Raw genomic sequence first — 18,628 nt, 5'->3', positions numbered from 1 at the left:
AAGTCATTGCAACATTATGGAAAAAATGGCTTAAATCGCAAACGGTTTCATCTGATCCTTGCTTTTCACCATCTGATCACACTATAATTAGAAAAAGAATCATCGGAGGAATTTATAATGTCTGAACCAACCTTAGCACTCCTGATTCCGGTAACGGATCCCACCATTGATTTAAAGCCGTGCTGCACCAGCCTAGCCCAGCAAGATTATCCGCACTGGACGGCGTATGTAATCGGTCAAGCCCCCACGCTCCCGGAACCGTGGACGACTGACGACCGGTTCCAACAGCTGACCGTTCCCGACGTAACGCTGCCAACTCTCGGCCACCTCGCCCAGACCCAGCTGACCAGCGACTTGATCATGATCATTGATCCGCGCGACCAATTAGATCAGCCCGATTCACTAAGCGAGCTGGTGGCCCTAGCCCAACAGCTTGATTGTGACCTGATTATGCCCGAATTCGTCCGCTTTGACCAACAGCGCAGTACCTACTTGTTCCCCAATCTGTGGCGCCAACGCGAAGAATTAATCACTTATAATAACTACCATTTTTTGATCCGGGCCAGCGTAGCCATGCGGGTCGTGGACGGTAGTTTGATTGACCGCCACCTCTTTGCCCAAGCCACGGCCACTTTACCCCGGGAAGCCAGCAGCCAAACGTTGATCCGGCGCCTGTGTCGGCAAGCCCGCCATGGCATTTATACCGATCGTCACCCCTACATTTGGCACTTACAAGCGGACCATCAACTCCCAGAATTTGAATGGCCAAACCCGCTGACCTTTTCCCAGCTCCCGCAGCTGGTAGCTGCTAACCAAGCCGCTGGCTATCAAGCGCCGGTCCCGACGACCATCAGTATCGCCATCTGTATCGACCAGAATGTGGCCGCCACCATTCCTACCCTGCTTTACTCCATCGCCACCCACGCCAGCCGGCCAACGGACATCTACGTGGTCTACGATCATCTGCCTGCCGCGGCCCGGGCGGACTTAACCTGGTTTAACGACCGCTTCTCCAACTTTCGGGTCATTTTAACCCCCCTGCGCGCAGTAGACCGGGATTTATTGCGCCGGTTTACCTTAAACGGACATAAGGGCAACCTTACGACCTTCTACCGGCTGGTCCTGCCCCAACTGCTTCCCGACGTGGAACGGCTGATCTACCTCGACGCTGATACCCTGGTTACCAGTGACCTCACCGCCCTGTGGGAAAGTGATCTCGCCGGTAATTTCTTGGGGGTAATAAAAGATCCCGGGATCGGGGTTGAACCGCGGCCCGCTCGCAAAGAAGACTGGTGGGGCTACCGCCTCTTAGGGCCGAATGATGGAGAACAATACTTCAACGCTGGGGTCCTATTAATGGATTTACATCTATTCCGGCAGTACAGTATCAGCCTCTACTTTTATCAGTTCGTAATTGAAACGATTATGTTTTACGTGTTGGAGGACCAAGACGCTTTAAACTTATTTTTCCACGGCGCCGTAGCCTTCCTACCTTTGGAACACAACTACATTACCAAATTTATCGATATTGAACCACGGGCAATTGAAGCCGTTTCCTTGCTCCACTACCTAGGGCCGAGGAAACCGTGGAAAATCAACTTTGATCTGCCCGCCTCACAGCGGGCCGCGGCCGCGCGCTATCGGGCAACCCGGCGGACCTGGCAGGCTTTAGCCCACGCGGAACAGCCAGCGGTGACCGCCTTAGTTGACACTGCCAACCCGGATGATCATTTACTCGAACATACCTTGGAAAGCTTGCTCAGTCAAGACTATGGACCGCTGGAAATCATTGTCACTACCCCCGTTGCGCCGACACCGGCCAGCCCGTTGACCCGCTGGGCCAAAGAAAATCCCAACCTCACGATCCTGGTGAATGAGGCCCCAAGTCGCCTAGCACGTCAACAAGTGGCCCGCCAGCATGCGACCAGTGACTTACTCTTGTGTCTGGCAGCCCCGGACTACCTCGATAAGGTGACCGCCCTCAGCCAATTAGTCGCCTTGCAACAAAAAGAAGCGGCGGCCTTGGTCTGTGCTCAAGCGACTAAGTGGTTGGTCGACCAAAGTCGCTTTATGGTGCTGCCCAACGTCAATGACGTCATCAACTGGGGACCTACCGACTGGAACGGCGTGCTGGTCACCCAAGCCGCCCTGCAGCCCGACGCCCTTGAATTTGATTCCAAGCACCCTGTTAAGCAACGGTGCTTACGCCATAATTTGTGGGTCAAAGTTAAACGTTAGTTAAAAAGGAGAGCAACCGCCACCGCGGGGTGCTCTCCTTTACTTTTCCTTAAGGGCTTTCATGCGCTTGGCGTAGTACATGACCTGCCGATAAATCGGACTGTCCGTTACACCTTGCTGTTGCATATACCATTGGTAGTAATCCAAAACGTATTTCAACCGGTCAAAGGCAGGGGCCGGGTCGTACCCATTTACCAGGTAATCCATCACCAATTCAAAGTGAGCGGCCAAGGTATCTTGATACTGCTGAAAAGAGTATGGCCGACGGGTGGTGCTCCCTTGGCGTTGGCGGCTGCAGTACAAATTCTCGTCCAACCGCACGATCCGTCGAGCGGCAGTATAGAGTTTGACCACCACGCAAATATCTTCGACTAACCGGCCAACCGGAAAAGCCACCTCATTAAACAAATTTCGCCGGTAAAGTTTGCCCCAAACCGTCATGATCCGATTATTGCCAATTTGTTGCAAAACTTTCTCAGCGGGAGTTACCGTGGCATGGACCTCTCCGGCCGGATAGTAAAAAAGGAACTTGCCAGCCTGCTCATCTAATTCATAGTAACCGCCAATCACCAAATCTGCTTGGTGGACTTGACTTTGTTGATACAGATGTGCCAAGTAAGCGGGACGAACAAAATCATCTCCATCCACAAAGGTCACGTATTCGCCTTGGGCCACCGCCAACCCACGGTTCCGGGCAACTGCCACCCCTTGTTGGGTCGCTTGGTTGAAGACCTTCACTCGCTGATCACGTGCTTGAAACTGCCGGCAGATTTGTCCCGTCCGATCGTAGGAAGCGTCATTGACGATGATGATCTCTAAATTAGCATACGTTTGGGCCAATAATGATTTGAGGCACTGCGCGATGTTTGCAGCGACATTAAAGACCGGTACAATTACGCTGATTAATGGTTGGGTTGGCATTTACTGGATGCTCCTTTCTGGCCTGGCGATTCTTTCTACTAGCAAAGATCCCTTTTTCATGAGCTTAACGACCTAATTCAAACTGCCGGAGCTTAATTTTCCGGTATAGGGGGTGAGTTTGCATTTCCCGGCTTTCAAAATACTCGGCAAAGGTCGCTAAGTAATTAGCGTAAAGTTGCTTTTGGTGCTGAATATCGTGCCCACTGAAGGTCAAATCCAAAATGTTTTCTTCAATCGTCCGTAAGAGATCAGCAATTTTGGTCACCGTTAGGTATTCACTCATCACGCTGTCATCCGTCAGCCGGTAACAATACAAGTCCTCTTGGACGTAAACAATCTTTTTAGCTTGTAAATAAAGCTTCGGCACCGTCATCGTATCTTCATAGCCATGACCCGCTAAAAACCGGACCCGCTCAAATAAAGTCCTTTGAAAGAGCTTCCCCCACACCGTCGTGAACTCTAGCTTATTCATCCGCTGCAAGAGCTCAGCCAGTGCTAGATCTACAACTTGATAATCCTCCTTCGTCCGGTAGTAATACAACATCTTGGTCTGCTCTTTGTACCGATAGTAGTCACTGATTGCAATTTCGGCGGTGGCCGCTTGGCATTCTGTAACAAGTCGTTCGAGATAATTTTCCTTCACGTAATCATCGGCGTCGATAAAGGTGATATAATCCCCTGTCGCGTGATCCAAACCGACATTCCGAGCCGTAGCCGGCCCTTGTTGGGCTTGATCAAAGACTTGTAGGCGAGCATCTTGAGCCGCGTATTCCTTCAAGCGCTTTAGTGAATAATCCGTCGAGCCATCATTGATCGCTAAGACCTCAAAATGCGGATAGGTCTGCTTAAAGATGGTGTCTAAGCACATCGGTAAATATGCTTCGGCATTATAAACCGGGATGATAATGCTGATTTTAGGTTGTACCATGTCGTCCCTCCTAACTTACAATCAACTCAACGCTCCACCGACTGAAGTACCGCGTCCTTTATTTCAATGGTGAGCTTCCAAATTGGCTTGCTGATAAATTACATGACTCAGCTGTTTAACCTCCGCTAAGAGCTGAAAGGTATCCACTTCAAACTGATTGTAAGCGACCATGTGATGCCATGACGCATCATCAACCAGGTGGCGAATTTTTACCATCCGCCGGGCTCGGGCAATTTCCTTGGCAGCCGTAGTTTCCGTTGGCAAGGCCCAATCCTGCAACCACGCATCCGTCTTTTGGAAATTGTAGGCCAGATCCAAATAATGAACGCGATCCGCAGTTAATTTATTGAGTAAACTTTGATCTAGCCACGGCATCTCCAAGTTAGCCACAATCAGTTGTTCGAGCTGCGAGCGTGAATAAGTCGCATTATAGCGCGCAACATTAAAGAGCACGACCCCGGCGTTCACGTAGTTACGTACATCCGCAACCCCATAGATTGGCATCACAGCGGTCGTACTGCCAAACACGTACATATAGAAATCCCGCACGGCCGCGATCAACTGCTCACTAGTTACCGGTAATTGCTGGAATAGTTGATCGACACTCTCATAAAGAAGGGTATCATTATCCAAGTATAGGACCCGATCATAATCATGCAGTACCCCCGGTAAAAACAGGCGTTGTAAATAGAGGGGATTAACGTGTTCCTTAACCTTTCCTACAAGCTCCTCCGGCAACTCCACCAACGAGTGTGATTTCACGTGAATTTGGGGTTTGCCTACCATTGCCGGTAACTTTTCTAAAACCAACAAATCTTCAGCCGCCACCTGCTCATTAAACACGTACACATCTAAAGCCGCATCTGAAAGATAGGACTTGACTAACGATAGTAGTGAGACACTCAACTGCTTCGTATAATTTCCTGAAACAACATAGCACACCGCATTCTTAGCTTCCATGTTTTCGCCCCACTTAATCTAACGTTTTTCCCGCGCCGCTTTTTCCAAAATCCGTAGCCGCTGTACAACATTCTTGTACTTTACCAAGTTGGTGCTGCCGCTTTTTAATAATTCATCACGGTGCACTTTCAATCGCCAACGATAGGCCTTCAATTCCTCCGTTATATCCATTCCCAATAAGGCCATCATCGTAACCCGCTGTTCAATCGCCTCCAGCGGGTAGACATTGGCTTGGTTTGTTTCCTGAGTTACACTACTGGTTCGCTTTCGGTGCATATTCAATGGCTTATTCATAAAGGCAATCCGGTCCGCTAACAAATAAACTTGCCAAGTCGTCAAATCATCTTCCACGGCCCGGTCATTCGGGTAGGCAATCTGATCAAATAATTCCCGTTTGTAGACCTTCCCCCACGGCACCGTAAAACACTGACTAAGGTTAAAATGCATATTATATTCTTCCGCAAACCACTCCGCCGGGGTATAGACTTTTTCATAATAATCTTCCTCGCGAACCCGGAAATAGAAGGTTTGATTGGCTTCACCAAATTCATAAAAATTACCGATTGCAATATCTGCTTGGCACCGCTCCAACAAATCAACCAGTTCGGCCAAATTAGTGGGTTCCATCCGGTCGTCATTATCGACAAAGGCCAGCAACTCCCCCGTGGCCATGGCCAGGCCCGCATTCCGGCTGTCGCCAACCCCACCATTGGGCTTATGCAAGACCCGCACCCGGGAATCTTGGGCGCGGAGTTGCTCACAAAGCGCCGCACTGCGATCCGTTGAACCATCGTTGACCAAAATAACTTCCAGATTTTGGTAAGTTTGATTTAAGACCGAATTCACACAATCCATTAAATACTTTTCGTCGTTGTAGACCGGGATAATCACCGAAACCATTTGTGACATCTTTAATCTCTCCACTTAATTTCTACTATTGCTAATTAAATTAGCAGCCGTTTGGCGTTGTCAAATGCAATTGGTACTCAACTTCTTGATAAATCGCCGTTTGCTGTAAGTTTGCTGCTTCCAAGCGAGCTTGTAATCCATTCAAATGGATCCGGTAATTACGGATGGCTAATTCATCCAGCTTGCCGAGCAACGCTAAATCGACCACATACTGCTTATATCCATCTAAATCATCACGGGCAGCCGCGGCAGTTAACGGCGAAGTCGTAATACTGTTAGCTGTAATGCGCCAACAGTAGAGGGCTTTTTCCCAATACCAAATACGTTGGGCTTTGAAAAAAAGGCGGTGAACCAAAAACTGATCTTCAAACGTTTTACCAAAAGGAAACCGCAAATACTCTGGCATGTCAAACAAGGTTCGTTTAAACAATTTTCCCCAAGCCGAAACAAATTCTAAGTGGCGCAATTCAGAACGTTCACGTAAATAGTCAGCTTGTGTTAATTCTTGCGCGGGGTAAGCCGGATCATACAGTAAAAAATTCTGTTTGGCTTCGTCATAGCGATAATAATTTCCTAACACAATTTCTGCTTGGTGGGCAAAGACCGGCGTCAGCATTTGCTCAAGAAAATCATTGTTTAACCAATCATCACTGTCAACAAAGGTTAAGTAATCACCCGTGGCGTTTTCAATTCCTACATTTCGGGCATTTGACTGTCCTTGGTTAGCTGCTAACTTGATAACCTTAACTCGCTGATCGAGCTGCTGATACTTCTTGTAAATTTGGGCCGAACCATCAGTTGAACCATCGTCCACTAACAATACCTCAAACTCCTGATAAGTTTGGTTCACAATTGAATCCAAGCACTGGTTCAAATACTTCGCCACATTGTATACCGGCACAATCACCGAAACCTTTACCAATTATTATTCCTCCTCTGCTAATGTCCGAACATAAGCCGCCAAGGCCGCCGGGCTGGCGAAAAATTGGGCCGGCTCATTTTGATAGCCGTCCCGAGCTAATGCCAGAACGGGCTTGCCCGTCGCTAAAAATTGGGCTTGCACTTGGTCATCGCGTTGAATCAAGGTCAAATCCAACATTGCCCGACTCGTCTCAATCAATCGTTGCAAGGCCACCGGCAAAATACTCTCGTGGAGGTTGACGTTTGGGTAAGCACTCAGGCGTTTCAATTCAAAATTCATCAACACCGGCGTGGCAATTTCAAACTGCCAATCTGGCAAGCACTTGATCACGTCTTCTAACCGATTCAATTCCGCCCAGGCGGTGTAGAGCAAGAGCTGCGGCTTGGTGGAGGCAGGCGCGCTTAAACGCAAGTGGTTCCCAATCATCTGCCATTCCAAATTATGATACTTCCACCACTGGGCCCGGCCCCGACCGACTGACAGCAGCTGCCACGGCTTATCGGCAGTCGTATAGTGATCAATCACCGCATCTGCGACCAGGAAGTGGTCAAACACGGGCCAGCCCCGATAAAACGCCTCCTTTTCCATCCCCACTTGGTTATTAAAAGTCGCCGGCAACGGCTGAAGCTGCCCTTCACACACCCGGTTTAAGACCGTCTGATCACCGTTGTTAATCTCATCTTCATGGTGCGAAAAGAAATCGATACATTGTTCCGTCAATTCCGCGGCTTGCCACCGGGCCCGGTCAATCAACAAGACTCCAGAATTAAAGGACGGACTATTGATTTCGTGTGCCATCCCCACCGGCTGACCTTGTAAATCAAAGTGCACCAACGGCCACAAGCTGTGTCGGACGATCAGATCACAATCCAGGTAGATGATCCGTGCCGCCGTTAATAATTGGGGCGCGTGAATTTTCACGTAACTATACTGATTGATGTGGGGCCAAGTCGTTTTCCCGGTGGCCAACCGGGCCAAATCGATCTTTAAATCGACCAGCCGACTGCCCGTCCCCGCCAAGTGATGATTGATATTGCGAAACCACTCCGCGGGAATATCTTCATTCGCCAAGTACACGGTTACCCGCGGCGTATGGTAAAACAACGATTTTAACGTCGTTTCAGCCGCGGTCACGTACCCATAATTAGCCGCTAAGACAATCGCTTCCTTTGGCATTCCTCTCCTCCTGAACCTTAATGCGCCATAAAGTGGGTGACCACTTCCACCAACATCCGCTTAAACATATAGCCATTGCGCAACAAGTAGCCATAATCCTTGGCTTTTTGGGCCATTAATTGGTACTCCTCGGCGGTGCAATTTTGCACCAGTTGATCGGCTTCTTCCAAACTTTCCGCCAGCAAGCCCAGCTGGTGGTCCTTAATCAATTGCGCGGCGGCAATGTCAGCATTGGCCACTACCGGCAGTCCCGCTGCTAGGTAAGTGCTGAGCTTGTAGGAAGCATTTAAATGCGAATACTGCCGCTCCGGTTGTTCCGGCGTATCCACGCTCCAGCACAGGCCAAATCCCCCGTCAAGCATCGGCAACAAGGCTTCATCCGGATGGAAGCCCGCGTATTCAATGTTTTGGGTTGGGTCGATCTGGGCGTCCATGGTAAATAAGCGCAAGCGGGTCGCATAATGCCATTCCCGGGTAAAGGGGAAGCGGCTCTGGCTGCCTAAAAAGGTCAACTCGCGGCGAAAGGTCGCCCCCTCAGGTTGGTAAGCCGTAGGGTGATCCCACAGGTGCTGATAAACAATACTGTCGACCGTGAGCCCCTCAGCCTTTAGCCGGGCCGCCATATTTTCGCTCGGTAAAATCAACAGATCGGCTTCATTGAAAAATTCAACGTACGGCTTCATCCAATCATCGTAATTTTGGCTAAACATCAGTGGCGGAATATCCTGGATAAAAAAGACGATCCGAGCTTGGTAGACCCGCAGCTGACTTAAATACTGGCGCTCAAATTCCAGCCCGTTCCACGTCGGCAATTGGAAAATGACAATATCGCCCATTTGCAAGGAGGCATTGATCCCGTCGATGCGGACCCGCAACTGCTCGGGAGTGTCACTGGCAACGTTGTAACGGTAAATAGCCAGTTCATTGACCCCCTGGGCCTTAGCGAGCTGGGTCGTCACGTTTTGGGCTGCCTGGGCGGTACTGGTATTGGCCATTCCGTAGAGATTGGTGATATTAATCTTCATGTGCTTGGGTTCCTTCCTGACTGAGGTCTGCAATAATCTGGGCTTCGTATTCCGGCGCTGCGGCTAAGGTAATGTCTTCATCAAAGTTATGTTCGGCTGTATGCTTATGCTGCAATTTTACCTTGCTGGTCGCCCCCATCTGAAACCACTCGTACTCCGAATCAATGTGGCCAATATCCACCAATTGCAACCCCGTGGCCGCTAGTTCCCCGACCAGGGCTTTAGCCGTCGGCCCGAGCATCAGTAAGACCAGCTTGCCAGGGCCAAATTTTTCAATCGCCGCTTTAAGCGCGGCATACTGGGCAAAGGCATTGTGAGCGGGCCCCAGGATCCGCTGGACGGACTTAGCATTTGCAAAAAGGTCGTTGCCGACTCCCGAGCGTGACAGTTGGCCTTCGACGATCAAAACGTCCCGGTCAGCCCAGAGCTGGCGCAGCTTCGCAAAGTAGCCCTGGGCTAAGCGCTTATCCTGCCAATCCATGTAGGGCCGCGAAATAAAAGTGCTGCCGTACCAATCCACGTTGGCCCCCATCAGCTGGTAGATGGCTGCATTGGCCGGGCGGTTTTGCGCCCAAAAGGCTTGGGCGGCTGGGGTGTAGCGCTCCAAGCGCTCAAAGACGTCCGACATGCACACCACCAACTCCGGTCGGCTGGGCGTGTATAGGACCCGTTTTAAGTGTTCGGCCAGGGCCGGATCGTAAGCCTGGTAGGGAATATCCCGCCCTGCAATCAAGTCAATCTCCCCGTCCCCAAAGCGGGCCACCGAGGAATGGTGTGCCAATATATAATCTAAGGTTTGATCAACATCCTTGACCGTCACCCCATACAGCGGTTCTGTTGCCATTACTACACTCCTCCCCATCAATTGATTAATCCTTATATTAAGTAGCCGATCAGTGAAAGTCAATTGGCTTTCGACAAACTCGGGCAATTATCTCAACTTGTTGTCCCAGGCCGGTACTTTTCCAACATTTTCAAGGTATGACAAACGGTTTTATATGTGACCACATCCTGAGCATCGTGCAGCTCCATTTGGCGGCGGTGACTCAACAAGCGTAAGCGGTAAGCTTCAATTTCTGGGGCCACATCCAACCCCAACAGCGCTAACGTGGCAATCCGTTTCTCCACAGCCGCCAAAGTAAAAATCTCCGTTGGATTTTGGCGGGCACTAAGGCTGTCAGGACGCTGCCGATACATATACAGGCCGGTATTCATAAAGGCCAGCCGCTCGGCCCCTAAATAGACCCGCCAGGTCGTAAAATCATCTTCGGCAGCTTGGTCAACCGGGAAGGCGACGTCGTCCCACAACTGGCGGCGGTATAATTTGCCCCACGGGACCGAAAAACATTCACTAATGCCAAAGTCCCGTGTGTACTCCATTGCCAGCCATTCCATGGGCGTGTACACCTGTTCAAAGTAATCGTCCTTACTAAAGGCCACTTGAAAGCCTTCTTCTCCTTCGACATAGAAAAAGAAATTGGCCATGACAATCTCAGCCTGGGTGCGTTCCTGCAAGGCCATTAGTTGGGCGAAACTGGTCGGCTCCAAGCGATCATCGTGATCGACAAAGGCCACGTATTCCCCCGTGGCCATGGCCAGCCCCGCATTGCGACTGTCTCCCGGGCCCCCGTTAGCCTTATGCAAGACGCGAACCCGCTGGTCGCGCTGCCGGAATTTTTCTGCTTGCCGACTGCTGGCATCGGTCGAACCATCATCGACCAAAATCACTTCTAAATTCGCGTACGTTTGGTTTAAGACGCTGGTCACGCATTCCGGTAAGTGCGCCGCCCCATTATAAAATGGAATGATTACTGAAATTTTAGCGCTCATCTTTTTCATCCCTTTCCCGTCCTTCTTGAGAACGGTTACTGCTTTAATTTAAATTTTACACCCCCCAGCCCGCCGGGTCGACCAAATTCACTGATCAGGTGGGCAATCATTAGTGAAACCGCTATAATATAAGAAAAGAGCAATTCACCTGCGCGAAAGAAGGAATTTATCATGCCCGCTAGTCTCACCGCGATTGTAATCGCCCCGATGTACCAACAGCTAAATTTAACCCGGTGCCTAACCAGCCTGGCCCAGCAAAGCCTGGCCGGCCTGCAAACCCTCATCATTACCGATCAACCCCAGCCTGACGCCACGGCTCCGGTGGTCTTAACCACCGATTTTTCCTGGCCCCACCTGCTGGAATTAGCCCATGCCCACGCTCAAACAACCTGGCTTACCTTCATTAACGCCAACGACTTGTTAATGGAAGCCGACCGCCTGGAGCAGTTATGGGATGAGGTGCAAGAAAAGCGGGCCGACGTCGGGCGCGGGGTCCCGTTGACCCTGGCTGACGGTAAATTTAACTACCGCTTCCCAAGTGGTGGAACTTTCCACTTGCTGACTCCTAATAACATCCTGCCCTTCATGCGGCTTGAACCGGCGCTTCGCCAGCCATGGGGGGTGCTGTTTAAGCGCACTTTGATCCCGCCCCTCCAAGCCCGTGGCCTGGCTGATTCCGCCCAGGCCCTGGTCTATGCCCTGATTCAGGTCGCCGAAAAAGCGATCTTGTCGCAAATTGCCTACTACTGCTTAGCGATTGATGATGGGCAAAGCCTGCCGGCTTTTCAGTGGCGCCCCGAATACGAATACTCCCCCTTGCGTCGGTTGGTGGCTACTTGAGCGCAAACGCCACAGCCGCCCGTGGCCGACCGCATCCAAGTAGTCAGTTGTATTGATGATAATTTAATCGACCATCTACCGACCTTGCTGTATTCGATCGATCAAACCACCGACCACCCGGTTGATTTTCACCTGGTTTACTACCGACTCAGCCAAGCCCACCAGGCACGCTTAGCCCAGTGTCAAACCGTCCTGACCCACACGACCTTAGTCATGCACCAACTGCCTAAGGTCTGGCTGCAACTGATCGAATCTTTGAATCTCAAGGACTCCCGCTTGCCAATCGGGACTTACTTCCGGTTCTTGCTGCCACTGGTCTTAAACGACCTCCCGCGGGTCTTATACTTAGATACCGACTTAATCGTCAACCGCAGCCTCTGGTCACTTTGGCAAACGGAATTAAACGGCTATCCAATTGCCGCCAGTGAAGACAGTTCTGTGACGGTCTTTCGGCAGTACGGCTGGAACCACGGGATTTTTGGTCCCCAAGGCGACCACTACTTCAATGCCGGCGTCGTCTTAATGGACCTAACCCGCCTGCGACAAATCAACGCTCCCTTTGCATGCGCCCAGCTCGCCCAAGATACGGCCGATCTTTTGGTTCATGCGGACCAAGACGTCCAAAACCTCTACTTCTACCGGGCCTGTCGACTTTGGGATCACACCGCCAATTACGGCTTGGAATACTTTGACCGCGCCCCGTTGCCGTTGGATGAGATTACAATCATTCACTACTACGGGCCGAAAAAACCCTGGCATAATCTGGTGACCGAAGCCCCGATGAGTGCCGCCCGAAAACCGGCCATCCATCGTTACCGCCAATTACGCAACCAAATGCAGGCCCGACTGGGGGATTGGCCACTGGCCGTGACCGTGATCGTAGACGCTCGCGATCTGGACCCAACCCAATTTGAAGCCTGCTTGGAAAGCCTTTGGATTCAAACTTATACCAACCTCAGCGTCGTCATCTTAACTGAGCGTCCGCTGCCAGCTGACCTGGCGGCCTACTTGCAACAAGTCCAAGGCTTCTACCCCCATACTCAGGTGGTAACCGGAGATTGGGCCACCGCGGCGAATGCCACGACAGACCCGTTGCTTTTTACCTTCCAACTCGACCAAGTCCTGGCTACCCCTCACATCATCAGCCAACTGGTGGCTGCCCTGGAAACGGCAGCTGCCGTGCAGGCTCACCAAAGCGCCCAGGCCCCGCTGCGGCCGCTCAGTGGGTGGCTGTTGCGCCGGGCCGCCCTGCCAGCTCAAGCCAGTGAAGTGACCACCACTAAAATCAATCAAGAACTCAACCCGAAGCTCCATGAATTCACCAGTTGGACCACGACCGTCCCAGAACAAAGCGAGGAATAAACCATGACCGCAAACGCAACGATTTTTATCATCAACCACACCACCACGCCGGTGGCAGCCCTTAAAAAGAGTCTCGCCAGTGTGCAACAACAGTTACCGGCAGGAAGCGAAATCTTTATCCTTTCCGCGACCCCCCTGCCCGCTGACGTTGCCGAGCCGGCGCAGGTAATCGTAATCGAACCCACGTGGGACAACCTGCTTGCCCAGGCCCAAACGCATGGCCAAGCTGACTTCATTACTTTTCTCGCCGGGGAAGACTTCTTCATGACTGATACCCTCCCGGCCGCCCTAGACGAATTAGACCAAAAGGATGTCGAACTGGGGACCAGTCCCACCGTCCACCTCAAGGACGGCATGTTTACGTTCCACTACCCCTTCCAAAGCGAACTCGGCTTGCTCAACGGCAACAACGTGATCCCCGCCATGCGCAGCACCCCTGAAGCGATCGCGATGAAGGGGGTCTTCTTCCACCGCCGTTTGTTCAGCGAGCTGGCTTTAACTGCTGTGCATGACTCCCCCCAGCGGCTCTTTTATCTCCTGGTCCACGTCGCCACAAAGGCGATCTTTATGACGACCCACTGCTACTGTCTGGTAACCGATCACGCGGCGCCGCTGCCGGCCTTTCAGTGGGAAAGTGACTATGAATACTCCCCGGCTCACCGGTGGGTAAAAGATATTCAAGCTAGCGGCTACCAGGCGACCATCCCCACCCGAGTCAGTATCGCCCTGTGCATTGACAACAACATCGTCGACCAGCTGTTGCCCCTGCTGGCGTCAATCAACCAAAATACGACTGATCCGACGACGGTCTACATCGTGGCCTACCAGCTTTCCGCTGCCAACCAAGCCCGGCTCCACCAGCTTGCCGCCCTCTTTTCCCGGATCACCGTGGAATTTCGGCCACTCAGCAAGGCCCTGCACCAAATGATCGAACCGATCAAGATCAAAACTAATCTTCCCATTGCCACTTACACCCGGGTCCTTTTGCCCTACCTCTTCCCTGAGTTAGACCGGCTCTTGTACCTGGATACCGATACCCTGGTGCTTAACAGCCTGCACCAGTTGTGGCACACCGATTTAGCGGGGCATTTTCTCGGCGCGGGAACCGATATTTCCGTCATCGAACACTATTCCCACCAAATGTTTATGGAACAGGGGAAACACTACTTCAACTCCGGGGTCTTATTAATGGACCTCCACTTAATCCGCCAGTACCAGACCAGTGCCCTGGTCCTCAAAACCGCCATCGATGCCGGCAATTGGTTTATCCAAGCCGACCAGGATGCGCATAACCTCTTTTACTTTGATGCCTACTACCCCTTAGAAATGGGGAACAACTACGGGACGACCTTTTTCCGTTACTTCCCGCGGCCGACGTCAGAAATCACCATCCTGCACTACTACGTGCACAAACCGTGGAAGAATATGACCTGGGTGCCCCACACCCCGCGTGATTTGGCCGCTGTTCAACAATACCGGCAGCTCCTTCGCCAAACCCACCTCAAATTAGGCGACCAGCCCCACCAAATCAGCGTCATTCTTGACGCCCGCCAACCGGCACCACTGGATTACCAACACTTTCAAAATTGCCTGGAAAATTTTGTCAACCAGGATTACACCAACCTGACTTTTTTGATCGTCACCAACACCTCGCTGCCCGCGGAAGTAACCGCCTACTTAACCGACATGCAAAAGTATTACCCCTTGCAAATTATCCAGGCGGACACCCTTACCCCGGCTTGGCAAGCGGCGCACGGTGAGTACGTTTACTTCTTCCGGGTCGCCGATTACATTCGCGAGCGGACCTTGCTGACGCAGTTGGTAAGCTACCTCAACCAGGGCGCCAGCGTGGCCTTGACCAATTATCAACGAATGGCGACCGATACGGCCATTATTTACCGTGCGGCGCTGGATCAAGAACGCCACTACTTACCAACCGCAACGGCGGATCCCTTAGCCCAAGAAGCCCAAACGCGACTATGGGGTCAACTGGTCCGTAAAGCCCAGTTTGCAAACCTAGCCACGATCGCGGCAGAGACTTGGCCGGCGCAGTTAAGGGAGCAATCACCATTGACGTGCTACCTCGCCCAGGATCCCTGGGTCTGGCATTTTGAACAGCACCCCGAGGAGGAAGATTAATGACCCCGTCAATTTCCATTCTGATTGCTGCGCACGGCGATGAACCCCACCTGGTCAATTCTGTGCAAAGCGCCTTGAACCAAGATTACCCGGACTTTACGGTCATTTTAACCCACACTTTGCCAGTGCCCCCGGCCATTACCGCCCTTGCTGACCAACGCTTAAAAATCATTCCGGTGCCACCGACCAGCACCCCCTACCAAGCGGCCGTAAAAGCGGCCCCAGGGGAATACGTCTACTGCTTGTCCGCTGGTGATCACTTTTACCAACCGACTTCGCTCACCGAAGTCAGCGCGGCGGCTCAAACTGCCCACGCCGACCTCTTGGTAGCCAAAGTAATTCGGTTAGAAAATAACGTGCTCTATTTCCCCCAACACAAGCAACCCCAACCGCGCTTGCTTACCACCAATAATTTCGCGCTCCTAGCCCGGTTCAGCGTAGCCGTGCGCACCCTGAGCGGCAACCTCATCCAGCGCGCCCTATTAACTGAAGTGCTCGCCACGACAGCACCGAACACGAATGAGCAAATTCTGGTCTACCGCCTCGTTCAACAAGCACAACACCCCGTGGAAAGCAGCCACCTGGCCGTCGTCTGGCGCGAGCGGTCTGACCACCAGCTGCCAGCCCTTGATTGGGCGGCATTACCGCCGCTGTCACCGCTAAAGCAATTGTTACCGCCGGCCGCTCAGCGGATTGCTACCCCGCCGGTACCTGAGCGGATCAGCTTAGCGTTGGGAATTGACCAGGGCGTCGAAGCCCACCTCGCTCCCCTGCTGTATTCAATTACGCAAACGAACACCGCTCCCGTGGACGTTTACGTTGTTGCCACCCAGCTCAGTGTGGCGACTCAGGCTCAGTTCGCGTGGTTTAATGAGCGTTTTGCCAACCTCAGGGTCGTTCACACCCCACTGCCCGCAGCGGATTATGACATGATTCGCCAGTTAGCTGACTTTGGCCACCACGGACCGCTAAGTGTCTACTACCGGGTCTTTTTGCCCCAGCTGCTCCCCCACCTCGACCGGGTGATCTACTTAGATGCCGACACCTTGGTCACGGGCGATCTTACTGCGCTTTGGCACAGCGACCTGCATGGTAATTTACTGGGCTGTGTTCGCGATGACGGCAGTGGGGTGACCCCACCACCGGAAGACCCGACGGACTGGTGGGCCTACAAGGTCTTAGGCCCCGCGGGCAAGGACTACTTTAACTCCGGGATGCTGGTTTTCGACCTTTATCAGTGGCGCAAATATAATCTTGGGGTATATTTTTACGAGTTTTTGCGTGATACCGTCAACCTCTACTTACTGGAGGATCAAGACGCGCTGAATTTCTTTTGCCAAGGGGCCGTCACCTACCTTTCGCCCGCCGTTAATTGCGTGACAAAATCCTTGCAACGTAACCCCCGCACCTTACGCGATACCACGATTCTCCACTTTTTAGGACCACAAAAGCCCTGGAAAATGACCTTTAATCAGCCCCGCGTCCAGTGGCCCGCCATTGCCCATTACCGCCACGTCGCCCGGGCCTGGGCCCAGGCTTACCAACCAGAGTTGCCGGTCATTTCCATCTTATTGGATGCCGCGTTAGATGAAGACTACTTACTCGAGCAATTAGAAAGTCTGCTGTGCCAATCATATGGCCACTTAGAAGTGATCATTGTAACCGCGGCACCCGCCCCAGCTCCCGAGTCCCCCTTGGCCCAGTTGCTGGCGTTAAACGAGCCCTTGCACCTCGTCTGCCAAGCGGGGCCGACTACAGCCCACCGGTGGCAAACGGGGCTAGCGGCAGCCCACGGCGAGTTTATTTTCTTGCTTGGCCCCCACGACCGACTTACCGAGCCCACCGTCATAGTCCAATTGGCGGCCTTACAGCGTAAATATGCCGCCGACATCGTAACTGGCTATCGCTTAACCTACCTCCCTGCCCGTCAGGTCTTACGTGGTACCGCCAATTCTGGCCGAGTCCAGGAGCTCTCCCAGCTCACCTTGCCGCAATTATTGCCAGTGGGGATTGGCGAATATCAATGGACCCCGGGGCATTTGATCCGACGGACCGCCTTTAAGCATCTTAACTGGACCGCCCCGTTGATTCCCCAACTTTTGGTTCAAGCGCCTAAGAAAATTCACTGGGAACAAAATATCTGGTTTCATCGCAAGCTCAGTGACCACTAACGTGAATGCAATAAAAAAGGACCGTTGCGCGCCAGCAACGATCCTTTTTTATTGCCCTGGCACCTGAGCCTGGGTCATTAACTTCAAGAGCCATTGAAGCTCCCGGTATTCTTCACAATCCGTCTGATTAGCCACTTCCAACTTCCCGGCATCCGTTTGTAAATTATGCAAGAGTTCCGCCCGAAACGAGGTTGGATCCACCCCGGCGGCTAACATATCCAGGGCTCGAAAGCGAAAGGCCTGCAAGAGATCCATGTTTTCCTTTAAGATTTTCGTCCCCTGGGTAATGGCGTGGGGGCACTTGATCCGGTAAGTGTAATCATCCCTGAGCAATCCCACCACCTTGTGCGTCGCTAAAAAGATCCGCAAGGAATTGGGACCATCTTCAAAGTACAAATCCGGAATAAAGGGATGCTGCAAGTAAAGCTCTCTTTTGGCGAGCTTCCCCCACGGGTGAACATAGCAACCATGGCGAAACGGCAGTCGTTCATCTGGCATCGCCGCCGCTTCTTGGGCGGTTAGTTCGTAGACTTCCCCCTTGGCCGCTGATACCACGTTAAAATAGAATATGCCTGCTTGTTGGTCGAGCTCATTATATTCTGTAAAGACCACATCGGCTTGGTACGCAGTCAGGGTTGCCACCATTTGAGCTAAGTATTCTTCACTAACAAAGTCATCACTATCAATGAAGCTGATCAAATCGCCCCGCGCATTCTTTACCCCCGTATTGCGCGCTACCGAGACTCCCCGGTGTTCAGTCAAATGAAGCACCCTCACCCTCGGGTCAGTTTGGGCATACTGATCGCACAATTGCTCCGAGCCATCAGTCGAATTATCATCTACCAATAACAACTCAAAATTTTGAAATGATTGGGTTAAGATCGACTCCACACACTGCGGTAAGTAATCCCTAACATTACAAACCGGCACAATTACACTAACTTTCATTCCGCCACCTCCCCCTGGCTTTCACCTCTAGTTTATCGCCCGACCATTAGCAAAACAATGAACAGAACTGAGAATCTGGTTCGACCGGTTTTAAATTTGTGAAGAACTGAAGCCGTTCTTCTGTTTTTTAATTAAATTAATTTTCTTTAACTTGGTCCTTTACTTACCAAACCAGTTTTGCGCTTTCCAGAAAAATTTCTTAACTTCATCGGCAGTTATTTTTTCGTAAAGTCAGCAATTGACACACGACATATCTGTA

General features: G+C 51.8%; 15 protein-coding genes. 5 read left to right on the top strand and 10 right to left on the bottom strand.

The annotated features are described in order from the left end of the window. Window positions 1-117 precede the first annotated feature (117 nt). Window positions 118-2,238 (top strand): glycosyltransferase, encoded by a 2,121-nt coding sequence (locus tag BN54_RS00680; RefSeq protein WP_019205197.1) that lies wholly within the window; start codon window positions 118-120, stop codon window positions 2,236-2,238. 39 nt (window positions 2,239-2,277) lie between these two features. Here BN54_RS00680 and BN54_RS00675 read toward each other — a convergent pair whose 3' ends face one another. The 9 genes from BN54_RS00675 to BN54_RS00635 all read right to left on the bottom strand — a co-directional run bounded on the left by BN54_RS00675 (window position 2,278) and on the right by BN54_RS00635 (window position 10,918). Continuing rightward, on the bottom strand, window positions 2,278-3,159 hold the full coding sequence (locus tag BN54_RS00675; protein ID WP_019205196.1) for a glycosyltransferase family 2 protein: 882 nt from the start codon (window positions 3,157-3,159) through the stop codon (window positions 2,278-2,280). Window positions 3,160-3,223: 64 nt separating this feature from the next. Further along, complete coding sequence (locus tag BN54_RS00670) at window positions 3,224-4,087, bottom strand: glycosyltransferase family 2 protein (protein WP_019205195.1); 864 nt, start codon at window positions 4,085-4,087, stop codon at window positions 3,224-3,226. A gap of 63 nt (window positions 4,088-4,150) precedes the next feature. Further along, the gene (locus BN54_RS00665) at window positions 4,151-5,047 is read right to left on the bottom strand and encodes a glycosyltransferase (protein ID WP_019205194.1); all 897 of its coding nucleotides are present in this window, start codon (window positions 5,045-5,047) and stop codon (window positions 4,151-4,153) included. A gap of 18 nt (window positions 5,048-5,065) precedes the next feature. Then, complete coding sequence (locus BN54_RS00660) at window positions 5,066-5,956, bottom strand: glycosyltransferase family 2 protein (RefSeq protein ID WP_019205193.1); 891 nt, start codon at window positions 5,954-5,956, stop codon at window positions 5,066-5,068. A gap of 40 nt (window positions 5,957-5,996) precedes the next feature. Then, window positions 5,997-6,878, bottom strand: a complete 882-nt coding sequence (locus tag BN54_RS00655; protein WP_019205192.1) for a glycosyltransferase family 2 protein — start codon at window positions 6,876-6,878, stop codon at window positions 5,997-5,999. Between the two features lie 3 nt (window positions 6,879-6,881). Next, window positions 6,882-8,054 (bottom strand): glycosyltransferase family 8 protein, encoded by a 1,173-nt coding sequence (locus BN54_RS00650; RefSeq protein ID WP_019205191.1) that lies wholly within the window; start codon window positions 8,052-8,054, stop codon window positions 6,882-6,884. A 17-nt stretch (window positions 8,055-8,071) separates the two neighbouring features. Further along, on the bottom strand, window positions 8,072-9,079 hold the full coding sequence (locus BN54_RS00645) for a sugar transferase (protein WP_019205190.1): 1,008 nt from the start codon (window positions 9,077-9,079) through the stop codon (window positions 8,072-8,074). Further along, a complete protein-coding gene (locus BN54_RS00640) occupies window positions 9,069-9,923 on the bottom strand; it encodes an SP_1767 family glycosyltransferase (RefSeq protein ID WP_019205189.1) in 855 nt (284 codons plus the stop codon). The genes BN54_RS00645 and BN54_RS00640 overlap by 11 nt, the downstream gene beginning before the upstream one ends. 92 nt (window positions 9,924-10,015) lie before the next feature. Beyond that, on the bottom strand, window positions 10,016-10,918 hold the full coding sequence (locus tag BN54_RS00635; protein ID WP_019205188.1) for a glycosyltransferase family 2 protein: 903 nt from the start codon (window positions 10,916-10,918) through the stop codon (window positions 10,016-10,018). A gap of 162 nt (window positions 10,919-11,080) precedes the next feature. Between BN54_RS00635 and BN54_RS00630 the strand changes: the two genes are divergently transcribed. From BN54_RS00630 to BN54_RS00615, 4 genes are read left to right on the top strand one after another with little or no spacing between them, the layout of a single operon-like run. After that, window positions 11,081-11,749: a glycosyltransferase family 2 protein gene (locus BN54_RS00630; RefSeq protein WP_019205187.1), complete on the top strand. Its 669-nt coding sequence runs from the start codon at window positions 11,081-11,083 to the stop codon at window positions 11,747-11,749. A 21-nt stretch (window positions 11,750-11,770) separates the two neighbouring features. Further along, window positions 11,771-13,111 carry a glycosyltransferase family 8 protein gene (locus BN54_RS00625; RefSeq protein ID WP_019205186.1) on the top strand — a complete coding sequence of 447 codons (1,341 nt, stop codon included), beginning with the start codon at window positions 11,771-11,773 and terminating at the stop codon, window positions 13,109-13,111. Window positions 13,112-13,114: 3 nt separating this feature from the next. Further along, window positions 13,115-15,250, top strand: coding sequence for a glycosyltransferase family 8 protein (locus BN54_RS00620; RefSeq protein WP_019205185.1), 2,136 nt, complete (start codon window positions 13,115-13,117; stop codon window positions 15,248-15,250). Next, window positions 15,250-17,421: a glycosyltransferase gene (locus tag BN54_RS00615; protein ID WP_019205184.1), complete on the top strand. Its 2,172-nt coding sequence runs from the start codon at window positions 15,250-15,252 to the stop codon at window positions 17,419-17,421. The genes BN54_RS00620 and BN54_RS00615 overlap by 1 nt, the downstream gene beginning before the upstream one ends. A gap of 48 nt (window positions 17,422-17,469) precedes the next feature. Here BN54_RS00615 and BN54_RS00610 read toward each other — a convergent pair whose 3' ends face one another. Beyond that, window positions 17,470-18,369, bottom strand: a complete 900-nt coding sequence (locus BN54_RS00610; RefSeq protein ID WP_019205183.1) for a glycosyltransferase family 2 protein — start codon at window positions 18,367-18,369, stop codon at window positions 17,470-17,472. Window positions 18,370-18,628 lie beyond the last annotated feature (259 nt).

Origin of the sequence: Limosilactobacillus ingluviei str. Autruche 4 (assembly GCF_000312405.1) — a bacterium.
In the GTDB taxonomy this organism is placed as follows: Bacteria; Bacillota; Bacilli; order Lactobacillales; family Lactobacillaceae; genus Limosilactobacillus; species Limosilactobacillus ingluviei.
Note: the sequence above shows the minus strand (reverse complement) of the source record. Positions and strands in the feature narration are given on the sequence as shown.